This window comes from Streptomyces sp. NPDC046900, assembly GCF_040644975.1.
Lineage (GTDB): Bacteria > Actinomycetota > Actinomycetes > Streptomycetales > Streptomycetaceae > Streptomyces.
This window is the reverse complement of record NZ_JBEYXD010000028.1, coordinates 60,598-76,032: the sequence shown is the minus strand read 5'-3', so window position 1 is coordinate 76,032 and position 15,435 is coordinate 60,598. Positions and strand designations below refer to the sequence as shown.

11 protein-coding genes, 4 tRNA genes, 1 other RNA gene and 2 pseudogenes are annotated in these 15,435 nt (G+C 71.2%); 11 read left to right on the top strand and 7 right to left on the bottom strand.

Going from position 1 to position 15,435, the window contains the following annotated elements; genetic code table 11:
• Window positions 1-31 precede the first annotated feature (31 nt).
• The 5 genes from ABZ904_RS25645 (at window position 32) to ABZ904_RS25625 (ending at window position 3,574) form a co-directional block, all read left to right on the top strand.
• Window positions 32-235, top strand: coding sequence for a hypothetical protein (locus tag ABZ904_RS25645; protein ID WP_361825644.1), 204 nt, complete (start codon window positions 32-34; stop codon window positions 233-235).
• On the top strand, window positions 232-474 hold the full coding sequence (locus ABZ904_RS25640; protein ID WP_361825642.1) for a hypothetical protein: 243 nt from the start codon (window positions 232-234) through the stop codon (window positions 472-474). The genes ABZ904_RS25645 and ABZ904_RS25640 overlap by 4 nt, the downstream gene beginning before the upstream one ends.
• A complete protein-coding gene (gene repSA, locus ABZ904_RS25635; RefSeq protein ID WP_361825640.1) occupies window positions 471-1,865 on the top strand; it encodes a replication initiator protein RepSA in 1,395 nt (464 codons plus the stop codon). Before ABZ904_RS25640 ends, repSA begins: the two co-directional genes overlap by 4 nt.
• Window positions 1,866-2,105: 240 nt before the next feature.
• Window positions 2,106-2,342: an excisionase family DNA-binding protein gene (locus ABZ904_RS25630; protein WP_361825697.1), complete on the top strand. Its 237-nt coding sequence runs from the start codon at window positions 2,106-2,108 to the stop codon at window positions 2,340-2,342.
• Entirely contained in the window at window positions 2,342-3,574 is a 1,233-nt protein-coding gene (locus ABZ904_RS25625) for a site-specific integrase (protein WP_361825638.1), read from the top strand. The genes ABZ904_RS25630 and ABZ904_RS25625 overlap by 1 nt, the downstream gene beginning before the upstream one ends.
• Before the next feature lie 79 nt (window positions 3,575-3,653).
• Here the strand turns inward: ABZ904_RS25625 and ABZ904_RS25620 are convergent.
• Window positions 3,654-3,741 (bottom strand) — tRNA-Ser (locus tag ABZ904_RS25620).
• A 73-nt stretch (window positions 3,742-3,814) separates the two neighbouring features.
• Between ABZ904_RS25620 and ffs the strand changes: the two genes are divergently transcribed.
• The 6 genes from ffs to ABZ904_RS25590 all read left to right on the top strand — a co-directional run bounded on the left by ffs (window position 3,815) and on the right by ABZ904_RS25590 (window position 13,227).
• An RNA gene (gene ffs, locus ABZ904_RS25615) (signal recognition particle sRNA small type) lies at window positions 3,815-3,911 on the top strand.
• A 97-nt stretch (window positions 3,912-4,008) separates the two neighbouring features.
• A complete protein-coding gene (locus tag ABZ904_RS25610; protein ID WP_361825636.1) occupies window positions 4,009-6,243 on the top strand; it encodes a DNA polymerase III subunit gamma and tau in 2,235 nt (744 codons plus the stop codon).
• A gap of 135 nt (window positions 6,244-6,378) precedes the next feature.
• Complete coding sequence (gene purD / locus ABZ904_RS25605; protein ID WP_360999155.1) at window positions 6,379-7,635, top strand: phosphoribosylamine--glycine ligase; 1,257 nt, start codon at window positions 6,379-6,381, stop codon at window positions 7,633-7,635.
• 432 nt (window positions 7,636-8,067) lie between these two features.
• The gene (locus tag ABZ904_RS25600; RefSeq protein ID WP_361825633.1) at window positions 8,068-10,272 is read left to right on the top strand and encodes a hypothetical protein; all 2,205 of its coding nucleotides are present in this window, start codon (window positions 8,068-8,070) and stop codon (window positions 10,270-10,272) included.
• A 469-nt stretch (window positions 10,273-10,741) separates the two neighbouring features.
• Window positions 10,742-12,241, top strand: a complete 1,500-nt coding sequence (locus ABZ904_RS25595) for a N,N-dimethylformamidase beta subunit family domain-containing protein (protein WP_359397452.1) — start codon at window positions 10,742-10,744, stop codon at window positions 12,239-12,241.
• An 86-nt stretch (window positions 12,242-12,327) separates the two neighbouring features.
• Entirely contained in the window at window positions 12,328-13,227 is a 900-nt protein-coding gene (locus ABZ904_RS25590) for a phosphoribosylaminoimidazolesuccinocarboxamide synthase (protein WP_360999148.1), read from the top strand.
• A 123-nt stretch (window positions 13,228-13,350) separates the two neighbouring features.
• Here the strand turns inward: ABZ904_RS25590 and ABZ904_RS25585 are convergent.
• The 6 genes and pseudogenes from ABZ904_RS25585 to ABZ904_RS25560 form a co-directional block, all read right to left on the bottom strand.
• Window positions 13,351-13,426 (bottom strand) — tRNA-Gly (locus ABZ904_RS25585).
• A gap of 23 nt (window positions 13,427-13,449) precedes the next feature.
• A pseudogene (locus ABZ904_RS25580) lies at window positions 13,450-13,904 on the bottom strand (response regulator transcription factor); the annotation flags it as partial.
• A gap of 423 nt (window positions 13,905-14,327) precedes the next feature.
• Window positions 14,328-14,517, bottom strand: a pseudogene (locus ABZ904_RS25575) (ABC transporter ATP-binding protein); the annotation flags it as partial.
• 88 nt (window positions 14,518-14,605) lie between these two features.
• A tRNA-Gly gene (locus ABZ904_RS25570) sits at window positions 14,606-14,681 on the bottom strand.
• Between the two features lie 80 nt (window positions 14,682-14,761).
• Window positions 14,762-14,833: transfer RNA gene (locus ABZ904_RS25565), tRNA-Gly, on the bottom strand.
• Between the two features lie 217 nt (window positions 14,834-15,050).
• Window positions 15,051-15,368, bottom strand: a complete 318-nt coding sequence (locus tag ABZ904_RS25560) for an Lsr2 family protein (RefSeq protein WP_359397457.1) — start codon at window positions 15,366-15,368, stop codon at window positions 15,051-15,053.
• Window positions 15,369-15,435 lie beyond the last annotated feature (67 nt).

Sequence of the window (15,435 nt, the reverse complement as noted above, 5' to 3'; positions counted from 1 at the left end):
CAGCTCCACTGAACCGGAAGGAACCTCCATCATGACCGGCCCTACCCTGGCCACCACCTGCGCCGCGCGGATCTGCCCGGACTGCGACGGCTTCGCCGCCGTCAAGGTCACCGTCGGCGGACGCGATGCCCGCGGGCACCTGCGCACCATCACTGCCCACTGCCCGGCCTGCCACGGCACGGGAACCACGTCCCTACGCCGGTCGCAGGCCGCCGTGTGGGAGGTGGCCGCGTGAAGACCCTCACCACCTCTGCTCACATCGAGCCGGACACCACCAGCCGCGTGAACGTCTTCCCCAGCACCGACCGCGGTGGGGCCTTCGTGAGCCTCCGTATCGGCGGCGACCTCATCGACATCACGTTCATCGCCCGCCCCGGAACCGCTGACGCACTGCGCGCCCTGGCCGGGGCCGCCGAGGAAGCCGCCCGCGTCCTCGACCAGATCACCGCCGAAGAGCAGGAGGAAGCCGCATGACCGACACCGCGCCTATCGCGGGCCTGGACCCGATCACTCTGGGAGACCTCCTCAGGGTGGCCGGGCTCCCCGGCTTCGACCGCTGGCAAGACCAGATCAAGCGCACCGGCGGCTGCGCTGACCCCATCCACCTGCGCGGCTGGGCCCTACACAAGGACAAGACCACCGGCGAAACCCTGCACCACTACAGCACCGAGCAGGAGCCCGGCGGACGCCTCCGCGTCGCCTGCGGCAACCGGCGGGCCTCCCGGTGCCCCTCCTGCGCCTGGACCTACGCCGGAGACACCTACCACCTCATCCGCACCGGGCTGGCTGGGGACGAGGGCAAGGACATCCCGGCCACCGTCCGGGATCACCCGAGGGTCTTTGCCACCTTCACCGCGCCCTCGTTCGGCCCGGTCCACAACCGGCCTGATCGCGGCCGGTGCCGTTGCGGTACGCGCCACACCGAGGACGATCCCGTTCTTGGGACTCCGCTCGATCCGTGGTCGTACGACTACGCGGGCACGGTGCTCTTCAACAACCACGCGGGCGAGTTGTGGATGCGCTTCGCCAACCGGCTGCGCCGGGAAATCGCCAAGCGTGCCGGGCTGACACAGCGCGAACTCGCCGACACCTGCCGCCTCTCCTACGGCAAGGTCGCCGAGTTCCAGAAACGGGGCGCGATCCACTTCCATGCCGTGATCCGCCTCGACGGACCCGACGGGCCGGACTCCCCGCCGCCCTCCTGGGCCAGCACCGAGCTGCTCACCGACGCCATCCGCGCCGCCGCCGTGCACCCGTACACCACGATCACCGTGCCGCCCAACGAGGAGGCTGGCTACCTCAACGGATGGCGCCTGCGCTGGGGCAAGCAACTCGACGTGCGGCCGGTGAAGGCCTTCGGCGACGGCTCCGACCTGACTGAACAGGCCGTCGCCTCCTACGTGGCCAAGTACGCCACCAAGGCTGCGGAGAACACTGGCACCCTCGACCGCCGGATCGGTGAACTCGCCGAACTCGACCGCCACGGCGTCCCAGACCACGCCCGCCGCCTGATCACCGCCTGCCGCGACCTCGACGACGTCTACCCCGACCGGCGGCTCTGGGCCTGGGCCCACATGCTCGGCTTCCGCGGCCACTTCAGCTCCAAGTCCCGCCGCTACTCCACCACCCTCGGTGTCCTCCGCCAGACACGCGCCGACTACCGCGCCAACCAGGAACGCGCCGCCCTCGGCCTAGACGACGTCGAGCCGGACACCGTCCTCGTTCTGGCCGACTGGCAGTACGCCGGACACGGCCATACCCCCGGCGAATCCGCCCTCGCCGCCACCATCGCCCGGGACCTTCAGCTCAACCGCGAAACCGCCCGTGAGGAGCTGGCCGCCGTGGAGGGATCCGATCATGCGTGACCTCTTGCGGAGGGTGCCGGGCTCCGACTGCCCGGTGTGCCGCGAATTGTCTTGCGTCGACTGCGTCGCTTGCTGGGCTGCCTTCGTAGGCAACGAGTGGACGGCATGCCTGGAGTGCGGCGGGTCCGGTCGTCACTCGACTGAGCCGCGCTTCCCATGCCCTGTCTGCGGGGGCTCCGCGATTGTGCCGGCCCGTGACGTCTTGATCTTGCTCGGCCTCGATTCCAAGGAGGAGAAGTGATCACAGCCGCAGCCATACTTGCCCCGGTAACTGCCGATCCAACGCTCCTCCTCCTCACTGTCGAGGAAGCTGCCCGCCGATTGGGCATCGGCCGCACCACATGTTTCGCTCTCATCGCCTCGGGCGAACTGGAGTCAGTCAAGGTCGGCAGCCTGCGCCGGATCCCCGCGGATGCCCTCGCTGTGTATGTCGATCGTCTGCGTGGCGCCTCTGCCTCCTCGATGAGGAGCGCGTGATGGCGAAGCGGAGCCGTGAGCCGAACGGAGCGGCTTCGATCTACAAGGGGGCGGATGGCCGGTGGCACGGCCGTGTGACTGTCGGCATCCGGCCGGACGGCAAACCGGACCGGCGGCACGTCGGCCGCAAGACCAAGGCGGAAGTCGTCAAGGCTGTCCGGGAGATCGAGCGCAAGCGCGACTCAGGAAGCCTCAGCAAGCCGGGCGAGAAGTGGACCCTTGGGAACTGGCTGGAGCACTGGGTGTACGAGATCGCCAAGAAGTACGTCTCCGAGAACACGTACGCCGGTTACGAGGTGGACGTACGCGTGCATCTGGTCCCCGGCATCGGGGCGCACCGGCTTGACCGCCTGGAACCGGAGCACCTGGAGGCGTTCTACGCCAAGATGCAGCGCGAGGGCAGCAAGGCCGGGACGGCGCATCATGCGCACCGCACCGTGCGTGTGGCGCTCGCCGAGGCCAGGCGGCGCGGGCATGTCTCCCGGAACGTCGCCGAGATCGCCCGGGCTCCTCGGCTCGAGGAGGAGGAGGTGGAGCCGTACTCCATCGAGGAGGTACAAAGCCTGCTCCTGGAGGCATCCAAGCTCCGTAACAGCGCGCGGTGGGTTGTGGCCCTCGCGCTCGGCCTCCGCCAGGGGGAAGCACTCGCGCTCCAGTGGGAGGACGTGGACCTGGACGCCGGGTACCTCCGCATCCGGCGGAATCGGCTCCGGCCGAGGTACCAGCACGGTTGTGGCGACGAGCCGTGCGGCAGGAAACCTGGCTACTGCCCGAAGCGCGAGCAGATCCGGCGCGAGCACAAGAGTACGAAGTCCCGCTCCGGCCGCCGCACGATTGGCCTGCCTGACCCGCTGATCAAGCTTCTCCGCAAGCATCAGGAAGAGCAGGAACGGCAGCGAGCGGAGGCCGGAGTCGACTGGGAGGACAAGGGTTATGTCTTCGCCTTGCCCACCGGCGGACCTCTGAGTCCGAACACCGACTACCACGTGTGGAAGCGGCTGCTTCAGGACGCGGGCGTGCGGGATGGGCGCCTTCATGACGCTCGCCACACGGCGGCCACCGTCCTCCTCCTGCTTGGTGTCCCGGATGTGATCGTAGACGCGATCATGGGCTGGGAGCCGGGCGGCGCCGCGCGGATGCGGGCTCGCTACATGCATGTGACCGGGCCCATGCTCCGCAAGGTGGCGGACCAGGTCGGCGAGAAGCTGTGGGGCTCCTCTGGGGCCGAATGAGACCAAAAATGAGACCACACATGTCGAAGGGCCCCACCACGAATGGTGGGGCCCTTCGACATCGTGCCCGGTGAGGCACTGGCGGAGGATACGAGATTCGAACTCGTGAGGGGTTGCCCCCAACACGCTTTCCAAGCGTGCGCCCTAGGCCTCTAGGCGAATCCTCCGCCGGAAACATTACATGACGCCGGGGAGTGCTAGCGAACTCGTTCGGGCCCCCTGCGATCAGGTAGGCTTGGGCTCAGCCCCTCACGCGGCGCTATCTGACTGAACTCCCCCAGGGCCGGAAGGCAGCAAGGGTAGGTTGGCTCTGGCGGGTGCGTGGGGGGTCTTCTGCGTCACGGGGAAGTACGCGGGCGCAGGCCCCCGGCGGCGCGGTCGGAGGAGCGGCGCGGGCAGCCGCTTTGTCACTGGGCGCCTATAACCTCGTATGCGTGTCGTCTCTCGCGCTGTACCGCCGCTATCGCCCGGAGTCCTTCGCCGAGGTCATCGGGCAGGAGCATGTCACCGACCCGTTGCAGCAGGCGCTTCGGAACAACCGGGTCAACCACGCGTACCTGTTCAGCGGGCCGCGAGGCTGCGGGAAGACGACCAGCGCCCGGATCCTGGCCCGATGCCTGAACTGCGAGAAGGGGCCGACCCCGACGCCGTGCGGCGAGTGCCAGTCCTGCCGCGACCTGGCAAGGAACGGTCCGGGGTCGATCGACGTCATCGAGATCGACGCCGCGTCGCACGGTGGTGTGGACGACGCCCGTGACCTTCGCGAGAAGGCCTTCTTCGGGCCCGCGAGCAGTCGTTACAAGATCTACATCATCGACGAGGCCCACATGGTCACGCCGGCCGGCTTCAACGCGCTCCTCAAGGTCGTCGAGGAGCCGCCCGAGCACCTCAAGTTCATCTTCGCGACCACCGAGCCCGAGAAGGTCATCGGGACCATCCGGTCGCGCACGCACCACTATCCCTTCCGGCTCGTCCCGCCGGGGACCCTGCGGGACTACCTCGCCGAGGTGTGCCGGAAGGAGGACATCCCCGTCGAGGACGGGGTCCTGCCGCTCGTCGTGCGCGCGGGTGCCGGGTCCGTGCGTGACTCCATGTCCGTCATGGACCAGCTGCTGGCAGGTGCGGGCGCCGACGGCGTGACGTATGCCATGGCCACCTCGCTGCTCGGCTACACCGAGGGGTCGCTCCTCGACTCCGTCGTGGAGGCCTTCGCGTCCGGGGACGGGGCCGCCGCCTTCGAGGTCGTGGACCGGGTCATCGAAGGGGGCAACGACCCACGGCGGTTCGTCGCCGATCTGCTGGAGCGGCTGCGGGACCTGGTGATCCTGGCCGCCGTGCCCGACGCCACCGAGAAGGGGCTCATCGACGCCCCGGCCGACGTACTGGAGCGCATGCAGGCCCAGGCGGGCGTCTTCGGCCCGGCGGAGCTCAGCCGCGCCGCCGACCTCGTCAATGAGGGGCTGACCGAGATGCGCGGAGCCACCTCGCCCCGGCTGCAGCTCGAGTTGATCTGCGCCCGGGTACTGCTCCCCGCCGCGTACGGCGACGAGCGGTCCGTCATGGCGCGACTGGACCGCCTGGAGCGGGGCGTCAACTTCTCCGGCGGTGGCGGGGCGCCCGCCATGGGATACGTGCCGGGGCCCGAGGTGCACGGTGGGATGGCCGGGGGGCCGGTGCCGCAGGGTGCGGCACCCGCTACGCCCGGCGGCCCGGCGGCCGCCCGTGCCGCGGTACGGGCAGGCGGGGCAGGGCCTGCCCCGACTCCAGGTGCACAGAACGCCGGGGGCCCGGGCTCTCAGGACGGCGGCGCGATGCCGGTGTCCGGACCGCCGCCCGCGCCCCAGGAGACCGCGTCCTCCGCGCCACCCGCCCCCGCGGCGGCTCAGCCGCAGCCTTCCGCCCCCTCTGCACCCAACGCTCCCGGTGCGTGGCCGACCGCCGCGCCCGCAGGTGGCGGGCGACGACCCGGCGGCTGGCCCACGGCGGCCTCCGCGGGCGGGGGGCAGCCCGCCGCCGCGTCCGCGCCGCCTGCCGCCCCCGCCGCAGGTGCTCCGGCAGCCGCCGCGGCGTCGGCTGCCGCACCGGCGTCCGGTGGGCTCGACCCGCGCATGCTCTGGCCGAACGTTCTGGAGGCGGTGAAGAACCGCCGACGCTTCACCTGGATCCTGCTGAGCCAGAACGCCCAGGTGGCCGGCTTCGACGGGACGACCCTGCAACTCGGCTTCGTGAACGCGGGCGCCCGGGACAACTTCCTCAGCAGCGGCAGCGAGGACGTCCTGCGGCAGTGTCTGGCCGAGCAGTTCAACGTGCAGTGGAAGATCGAGGCGATCGTCGACCCCTCGGGTGGTTCGGCACCGCCGGCCGTCGCGAGCGGCGGCGGTTTCCAGGCCGGGGGAGGCGGTGGCTACGGCGGTGGAGCCCCCGCCGCAGCGCGTCCCGCGCCTCACCAGTCCGCTCCGGCGGCACCGGTGACCCCCGCCGTGCCCGCCTCGCCGGCCCCCGCTCCGGCTCCGTCCGCGCCGGCCGCCCCCGAGCGGCACGTGGTGGCCCCCGAGGACGACATGCCGGAGGACGACGACCCCGACCTCGAGGAGTCGGCCCTCTCGGGCCACGAACTGATCGTCCGTGAACTGGGGGCCACGGTGATGGAGGAGTTCTCGAACGAGTAGTGCCCGGACCGGGTATGTGGTGACGGCTGGACCCGTCGGGCCGCGCGACACCTTGGAGGAAACGACAACCCCGCGCCCCGTCCTCCTTCGGCGGCCCCCACAAAGTCACCTGTCCCCGCCGGTTAGGCTGACCCCGTGAAGGTCCTCGTCATCGGTAGCGGCGCCCGCGAACACGCCCTGTGCCGTTCCCTCTCCCTCGACCCCGACGTCACCGGGCTGCACTGCGCCCCGGGCAACGCCGGCATCGCCGAGGTGGCCCAGTTGCACCAGGTCGATGCCCTCGACGGAGGCGCCGTGGTCGCGCTGGCCGGCGAGCTCGGCGTCAGGCTGGTCGTCATCGGTCCGGAGGCGCCGCTCGTGGCGGGCGTCGCCGACGCGGTGCGCGAGGCGGGGATCCCCGTCTTCGGCCCCTCCAAGGAGGCGGCGCAGCTGGAGGGCTCCAAGGCCTTCGCCAAGGACGTGATGGCGGCCGCGGGCGTACCCACCGCTCGGTCCTACGTCTGTACGGACGCCGACGAGGTCGAGGAGGCGCTCGACGCCTTCGGTGCCCCGTACGTCGTGAAGGACGACGGCCTCGCGGCCGGCAAGGGCGTCGTCGTCACCGCCGATCTGGACGCCGCGAAGAAGCACGCGGCCCACTGTGAGCGGGTCGTCATCGAGGAGTTCCTCGACGGCCCCGAGGTGTCCCTGTTCGCCGTCACCGACGGTGAGACGGTCGTCCCGCTCCAGCCCGCCCAGGACTTCAAGCGCGCCCTGGACAACGACGAGGGGCCCAACACCGGCGGCATGGGCGCGTACTCACCGCTCCCCTGGGCCGACCCGAAGCTGGTCGAAGAGGTTGTGCAGACCGTTCTGCAGCCGACCGTCGACGAGATGCGCCACCGCGGCACTCCCTTCTCCGGCCTGCTGTACGCGGGTCTGGCGATCACCTCGCGCGGAGTACGGGTCATCGAGTTCAACGCCCGTTTCGGCGACCCGGAGACCCAGGTCGTGCTCGCCCGGCTGCAGACACCGCTCGCCGGTGTGCTGCTGGCCGCGGCGAACGGCACTCTCGCCGACATCGAGCCCCTGCGCTGGAGCGAGGACGCGGCTGTCACCGTGGTCGTGGCCTCGCAGAACTACCCGGCCACCCCGCGCACCGGCGACCCGATCACCGGGCTCGCGGAGGTCGCGGCCCAGGACGCCCCCCACGCGTACGTCCTGCACGCCGGCACCAGGCGCGAGGAGGACGCGGTGGTGAGCGCGGGCGGCCGCGTGCTGTCCGTCACGGCGACCGGCGCCGACCTCGCCGAGGCGCGCCGCCGGGCCTACACGGCGGTGGACCGTATCGGACTCGAGGGCTCCCAGCACCGTACGGACATCGCGGCGAAGGCAGCGCGGGAGCAGAGCTGACGCCCGAGCCCTGATCCGGCCCGGCGATGAACCCTGAGGGCCCCGAATCCGTCTGAGGATGCGGGGCCCTCGGCGTGCAGGGGAAGGGATCCGGACCTGTGCCGGGCCCGGTGCCCAGTGCTGCGCGCCGGTGTGCAATTCGGGGCCTGGTCCTTGCCCTGCGTCATCCAGCTTTCCCCAAAGCCATTCCATCGAGTGAGCGGTGACCCATCCGGCTGACGAGGGGCGGAGCCCCAACTAGGGTGCGGCGCAAGCGTTCCGGCACTTGGCCCACCGGCATTGCGATGTCGGTGACGGGTGCCACAGTGGGGGAGTGAGCAACGCACGGGCATCCGGCGACGGTCTCTGTGACGGGGACCGTCGCGGCGCATGGCGCGTGGATCAGAGGCGGGACGCGGCACAGAGGTGGGACAGAGGGGGTGACGTCCGGTCGTGACCGGGATGGGTGTGGAGGTGGGCGCGCAGGCTGCGCGCTCTCGGGCCCTTGCCGTGCTGCGGATCCGCAGTAGGGCGCTGGCCGTCGCTCTGCTGCCCGCCGCCGTGGCCGTCGTGCTCCTGGCCGGTCGCTCCACCGGCCACATCACCGGTGCGCACTGGGGGATCGTGCGCTGGATCGTCATCGGCATCGCCGTGGCGACCCTGCTCGCCGCCGCGGGTATCGCCCTGGTCGTCGCCCGCGCCCGCCCGGCCGTGAGCCCGACGGTCCCGATCACGGAGGCCGCGGCCCCCGACCTGTACCGGATGGTTCGCGACCTGGCCGACCGCCTCGACGTCCCCGCCCCGTCCGCGATAGCGCTCACTCCGGACTGCGACAGCTGGCTCGAGGACCGCACCCACCCCGCCCATGGCCCTCCGGCGCGGACGGGGGACGACATATCCGGCGTCCGAGGCATACGTGGTCTGTCGGCCCCTCGGCACCAGAGGGTCCCGACCGCGCCCGTGCTCGTCATCGGCTCACCGTTCCTGTGGTGGATGCGGGTCGGCGAACTGCGCGCGGTGCTCGCCCCGGTCGTCGCCGGTACGGGGCCGTCGGCGCACCCGGACATAGCCGCGGCGCGACGCTTCGTCCGAGGACTGGACGCCGCCGTCGCCGTGACCTCCGCCCCGGAGCGCGGTCCGCTCGTCCGCGTGGTGCTCGGCGGGGTCGGCTGGGTGGCCCGGCTGTTGCTGCGGAGCTGCCGGGGACATGCGGAGGAGATGGAGCGGGGGGTGGCGGCGGCCGCGGCAGAGCGTGCACAGGCTGTGGACTACGGTCTGCGGATCGTCGCCCAGGAGCAGGTGGGTCTCGCCTACGCCGGCTGGGACCGGCTGCTGACCCGGGTCGCCCTGCCGGCCTGGCGGATGGGCCGCTGGCCGTCCCGTCTGGACGCGGGGGTGGTGGCGGCGCTCACGGAGCTCTCACGCCGGGACCGGCTGGCCGAGGGGTTCGCCTCCCGGCTGGGCGAGAGGCCGGCCTGCGACCTGCTGGAGGAGCCCGGAGCGGTGGACGAGGCCGCGTCGCTGCTGGCGGCCCGCCTCTTCCACGGAGGCCCGGCGGCGCCGGGCCCTGGCTGGGCCCCGGTGGGCTGGCAGGAGTACCCGGACGAGGTCGTGGACCGCAAGTGGCGCACGGACGCGGCCCGCCTTCACCGCGTTCTCGACGCCCTGGGCGTCCGCCACACCGTGCACCCGGCCGCGCCCCGCGCGGACGGCCCCACGCTGGAGCGGGTGCTGGAGTACCTGACGGTCCAGGAAGGCGCATGCCGTGCAGCCGCGCCGACAGGCGAGAGCGGAAGCGTCGAGAGCGAAAGCGCTGTCATGGATGCCGCGCCCACCGGCGGTGCCCCAGCCGGAGAGCCCCTCCGGGACGGCGGAGAGCCCCTCCGGGACGGCGGGGAGCCACCCGCCGACGAGGGCGGCCCCACGCGTCGGGAGGCCGCCATCGACTCCGGTGCGCCCCGTGTCGAGGGTGCCCCGGCCGAAGAGATCCTCCGGGACGGCGACGAGCAGGTTGCCGACGGCGGCAGCGGTCCGCGCCGGGCGGCGGCCTCCGCCGACTCCGCTGTCCACGCGCCCCACGTGGAGAGCGAGACCAGCGAGAATGCCCTCGATGACGGCGAAGGGCCGGTTCCCCACGACCAGAACGGGCCGAGCGCAGAGGCCACTGCCGACTGTGTCGCGGAAGCCCCGGTCAACGCACCCCTCACCGGCGCACCCGTCACCGACGAGGAGGACGGTGTGGTCGGCAGCGTGCGGACCGCCGCCCTCGTCGCCGGGCTCAGCGCCGCGATGGCACGGGAGGAGGCGGTCCCCGAGGCGGCACCGGGCGGTGGTGGCACCGGGCAGCCCACGGGGCCGGACCGTACGTTGTGGGACGACGCGTTGCTCCCGCTGTTCCCGCTCCAGCCGCCCCGCACCGGTCGCGAACTGCTTGTCGACCACGTCACCGCGATGGTCTGCTGCGCCGCGATGGACACCGCCGGCGCGGCACCGGGGCTCGACTGGCTGGACGGCCCGTCCCTTCTGGTCAGGGGCGAGCGGGCGGCCGATCTGACACCCCGGGTCCTCACTCTCGTCCGGGAGGGCGACCCGGTTCCTCTCCGTGCCTGGCTCCTTCACCTGGGCATACGCCCCGAGAAGCCGGTCCGGTTGGTCTGAGGGCCCGGACGGCCCGGACCCCGCGATGCCCGACGGCGGGCGGCACCAGGGCCCACAGCCCGTCACTCGCCACCCGTCACCGCAGGGCTCGTACGACCGCTCGTCCTGCGGCGCTCGACCCGCCACCGTTCACGTCGCGGCAAAGTGGTGGGCTCTGTGACCATTCCCCCCCAATCAGCCCGCCCTCCCCCTTCCCTCAGCCCCTGCAAACCCCGCCCGCCTCAGGCCCCACGCGGCCGCTCCCCGCCTCCGCCCCACGCATCGCCGCCCGTCCCTCACCTCTTCCCACCTGCGGAACACATCCCGTCACGCAGCCGCAACCCCGACCCATGGCCGGAGAATCCCATTCCGTTCACGTCAATTCGCGACGAACGGTGACGGAGTGCGTGCGTAATGTGATGTGCTGGGACCGATCGGGTACGACGCATGGGCTTACGACGGCTCACGGGGACGAGGGAGGGGACATCGCATGGGGTCGGAGCACATCCGCCGCTGGGAGTCGGGCGCTCTCGCACATGCCGTGACGGATCCTTTCGGCCAGGGCCCCGTCCCCTGGCTCCGGGGAAGTGAGACCTACTTCGACGACACGGGCCACGTGGTCCCCTGGTACGTGGAAGCGGCCCCCGCCCAGGTCCCGTCCCAGGGCCACAAAGGGGCGCGGATTCCGGCGCCCCGCACCGGCGGCCCGCGCTCCGCCGACGACGTACACCGCCAGATCAAGGGCTTCACCTCCAGCGGCGCGGTGGCGCCGGGCGAAGCCATCGACTTCCACATCACGGTGGACCCACCCCAGGAGTTCGCCGTCGACGTGTACCGGATCGGGCACTACGGCGGTGACGGGGCGTCCAAGATCACCACCAGCCCCAGGCTCTCCGGCATCGTCCAGCCGCCCCCGCTGACCGCCGACCGCACGGTCTCCTGCCACCACTGGTGGTTGTCCTGGCGGATGCAGATCCCGTCCTACTGGAGCATCGGCGCATACGTCGCCGTCCTCACCACCGTCGACGGCTACCGCTCCCATGTGCCCTTCACCGTGCGCGACAGCCGCCTGGCGGACCTTCTCCTGCTGCTCCCGGACATCACCTGGCAGGCGTACAACCTCTACCCGGAGGACGGCCGCACCGGTGCCAGCCTCTACCACGCCTGGGACGAGAACGGCCGGTTGCTGGGTGAGGCCGACGCCGCCACCACGGTCTCCTTCGACCGTCCCTACGCGGGTGCGGGCCTCCCGCTGCACGTGGGTCACGCGTACGACTTCATCCGCTGGGCCGAGCGCTACCACTACGACCTCTCCTACGCCGACGCGCGCGATCTGCACGCCGGACGCATCGACCCCACCCGTTACCGCGGCCTCGTCTTCCCCGGCCATGACGAGTACTGGTCGCCGCAGATGCGCCGCACCGTGGAACTCGCCCGGGAGACCGGCACCTCGGTCGTCTTCCTCTCCGCCAACACCATGTACTGGCAAGTGGAGTTGGGTCCGTCCCCGTCCGGCGTCGCCGACCGCCTGCTCACCTGCCGCAAGCGCCGAGGTCCCGGAAAGCCCGCTCTGTGGCGGGAGATCGACCGCCCCGAGCAGGAGATGATCGGCATCCAGTACGCGGGCCGGGTGCCCGAGCCGCACCCCCTCGTCGTGCGCAACGCCGACCACTGGCTGTGGGAGGCGACCGGCGCGGAGGAGGGGGCCGAACTGTCGGGGATGGTGGCCGGGGAGGCCGACCGCTACTTCCCGCGCGCGCCGCTGCCCGACCACCAGGGCCGCATCCTGCTCGCCCACTCCCCCTACCGGGACAGCGACGGTGCGCTGCGCCACCAGGAGACCTCTCTGTACCGTGCCCCGTCCGGCGCCCTGGTCTTCGCGTCCGGAACGTTCGCCTGGTCCCCGGCGCTGGACCGCCCCGGCCACGTGGACGCCCGCATCCAGCAGGCGACGGCGAACCTCCTCGACCGCATCTGCAAACGGGACTGACCACGCCCTGTACCGGCCCCGGGCACCGGTTCGCCATCCGCATACGGGAGAATCGAGCCAATTGGAGAGAACCACGGGGAGGAACCGTGTCCGGATTCGTCGAAAAGCCCGAGCCCGTCCAGGTGCCGGGCCTGGTGCATCTGCACACCGGCAAGGTGCGCGATCTGTACCAGAACGAGGCGGGCGACCTCGTGATGGTCGCCAGTGACCGTACGTCCGCATACGACTGGGTGCTGCCGACCGTGATCCCGGACAAGGGCAGGATCCTCACCCAGCTCTCGCTCTGGTGGTTCGACAAACTCGCCGATCTGGCCCCGAGCCATGTCCTGAGCACCGAACTGCCGCCCGGCGCTCCCGCCGACTGGGCCGGCCGCACCCTCGTCTGCAAGTCCCTGCAGATGATCCCGGTGGAGTGCGTGGCCCGGGGCTACCTCACCGGTTCGGGCCTCGCCGAGTACAACGAGTCCCGTACCGTCTGCGGCCTCGCCCTCCCGGAGGGCCTCGTCGACGGCTCGGAGCTGCCCGCGCCGATCTTCACGCCCGCGACCAAGGCAGCGGTCGGCGACCACGACGAGAACGTCTCGTACGAGGAGGTCGCCCGCCAGGTCGGTGCCGAGACCGCCGCCAACCTGCGGCAGACGACCCTCGCCGTCTACGGCCGCGCCCGCGGCATCGCCCGTGACCGCGGGATCATCCTCGCGGACACCAAGTTCGAGTTCGGTTATGACGGGGACACGCTCGTCCTGGCCGACGAGGTCCTCACTCCGGACTCCTCGCGCTTCTGGCCGGCCGACCGGTGGGAGCCGGGCCGGTCCCAGCCCTCCTTCGACAAGCAGTTCGTACGGGACTGGCTCACGTCCCCCGCCTCCGGCTGGGACCGCACGAGCGAGGAGCCTCCGCCGCCGCTGCCGCAGGAGATCGTGGAGGCGACCCGGGCGAAGTACACGGAGGCGTACGAGCGCCTGACGGGCGTCGCCTGGTCCTGACCGAGCGGGGCCCGGCGACCCGCCGGGCCCCCGGAGCACATCCGTCCCCGGCCCCCGAGTGCCTGTCCTCGGGATCCGGACGTCCACGAAAAAGCCCCCGGCCTGGGCCGGGGGCTTTTTTTCTGGAGCGGACGACGAGGCTCGAACTCGCGACCTCAACCTTGGCAAGGTTGCGCTCTACCAACTGAGCTACGTCCGCACTGCGCGCTTGCGCGAGAGCAACTATACCCAACCTCGTTCGCGTGCGAGACGCACCGCCACATGACGGTTCTCCACGCCGAGCTTCGAGACGGCCGACGACAGATGGTTCCGCACGTCCCCGGGCACAACGCGGCCCGTTCCGCGATCTCTGCCACCGGTGCGCGGTCGGCGGCGAATTCGAGCACCTCGGCCTCCCACGCGGTCAGCGGCGAGCCCCGTGCCGAGATCGCGTCGGCGGCCAACTAGGGGTCCACGCAGCGGTTTCCCGCGTGTACCGTGCGGATGATCTCCGCGAGCCGCTGGGCGCGAACGGTCTCCTGGACGAGTCCGCGCACACCCGCCCGCAGCGCCCGTCTCAGCTGACGGGGCCGTGCGTGGCCGTGGACGATCAGCGCCTGGCACCCCGAGATCTCGGCCCGCAGTGATGTGGCGACCCTCACACCGTCCGTCCCGGGCATCCGAAGATCCAGGACGGCCGTGGGGACGGTGTGCCCGTGCTGTCGCGCGCCTCGGGCCTGGTCGCGGCCTGTGGGGCGACCACGGGACGTCCTAGGGGCGCGCGGCGTGCTCCCCGGACGAGGCGTTCACGGCCGGACCGCCCGTGGGGACGTCATGAAGTGACCTCACTCACAGTGCGGCAAGCGGACGACGACGAGGGAGCCGAAGGCAGGCGCACCTCGGTGCTCGGCCGGAACATGCCCCGCCCCTGGGTCCGCCCGCGGCCGTCAGCGCGCCCAGGGCCCCGCCGGTTCGGCGTTCAGGTCGGCCTCGCGGTAGCCGCGCACCACCTCGGGAACCTCTCGCTGCGACTCTTGGGCGAACCGCTGCACCTCACCAATTCCAGGTGTATCGGCGGCTTTCGGTCGGCGCCGCCGGCTCGGAGGAGAAGCCGTCCTCGCAAGCATCACGCCGGCCCTGGGGCGGACGGCCGCCTCTCCTCGTATGGATCGCGTCCCAGAATCCGCACCGCGCGGCCGGTGGGTGGTGCGAGCCCCTCCAGCCGTGATGGCTGGATGTCTTGCCCGTGCCGTCGGCCCCGAGAAATGTGAAGAGCCCGGTGCAGGCCACCGAGAAGGTGATCCCGCGCATCACTCCGCACGACGCATGTCAGAGGCCGACGGACCCGGCGGGCGCATACGAGAAAAACCCCGGTCGATCGACCGGGGACTTTCCTTTTTGGAGCGGACGACGAGGCTCGAACTCGCGACCTCAACCTTGGCAAGGTTGCGCTCTACCAACTGAGCTACGTCCGCATTGCTCCCGACCGGCTTTCACCGATCGGTGCGAGCACCAGCCTACCTGATCCACAAGGATGCTCGGACCGATGCCGTAGAGCGGGTGACAGGGATTGCACACTGCGCCTCCCCCTTGGAAAGGGGGTGTTCTGCTACTGAACTACACCCGCATGGCTCCTCGGGGCCCTGCCTTCCGGCCTTGCCCCTCGGCGTGTCCCAGACTCTAGCTGATCACCGGGGGTGAAACGCAAGTCGATTGGACGCGGGGTCCGATGGGGCCTTCGTGCGGTGGGTGCGGGAGGCAGCGGCGCACGGGACGCAGGGGGAGCGGCTCCGGTGAACGCGCGGGGCCGCTCCGGCCCGTGCCCGGCCGGAGCGGCGAGTGCGTCAGTGCGCCTCTGCGAACGCCTCGTAGACCTTCTTCGGGATGCGGCCGCGCGGCGGGACCTCCATCTTGTTGGAGCGCGCCCAGGCGCGGACGGCGGCCGGGTCCGGCGTCAACGCCGTGTGCGTGTAGGCCTTCCCGGACTTCGCCTTCTTGCGGCCGGCCTCGACGTAGGGTGCCAGCACCTTACGCAGTTTCTTGGCATTGGCTTGATTGAGGTCGATCTCGTACGACTTGCCGTCCAGTCCGAAGACGATCGTTTCCGCCGCTTCTGAGCCGTCGATGTCGTCAAAGAGAGTGACCACGACACGCTGCGCCACGAATATCGGTCCCTTCGTGCGGCACCTCCGCGATCACAGACCATGACGTGCACAGACGTCCGGCAGA

What these genes read in the sequence shown, in the direction of transcription:
- ABZ904_RS25645 (WP_361825644.1), top strand. Translation starts at nt 32, where the DNA reads ATGACCGGCCCTACCCTGGCCACCACCTGCGCCGCGCGGATCTGCCCG.
- repSA (WP_361825640.1), top strand. Translation starts at nt 471, where the DNA reads ATGACCGACACCGCGCCTATCGCGGGCCTGGACCCGATCACTCTGGGA.
- ABZ904_RS25625 (WP_361825638.1), top strand. Translation starts at nt 2,342, where the DNA reads ATGGCGAAGCGGAGCCGTGAGCCGAACGGAGCGGCTTCGATCTACAAG.
- ABZ904_RS25595 (WP_359397452.1), top strand. Translation starts at nt 10,742, where the DNA reads ATGGGGTCGGAGCACATCCGCCGCTGGGAGTCGGGCGCTCTCGCACAT.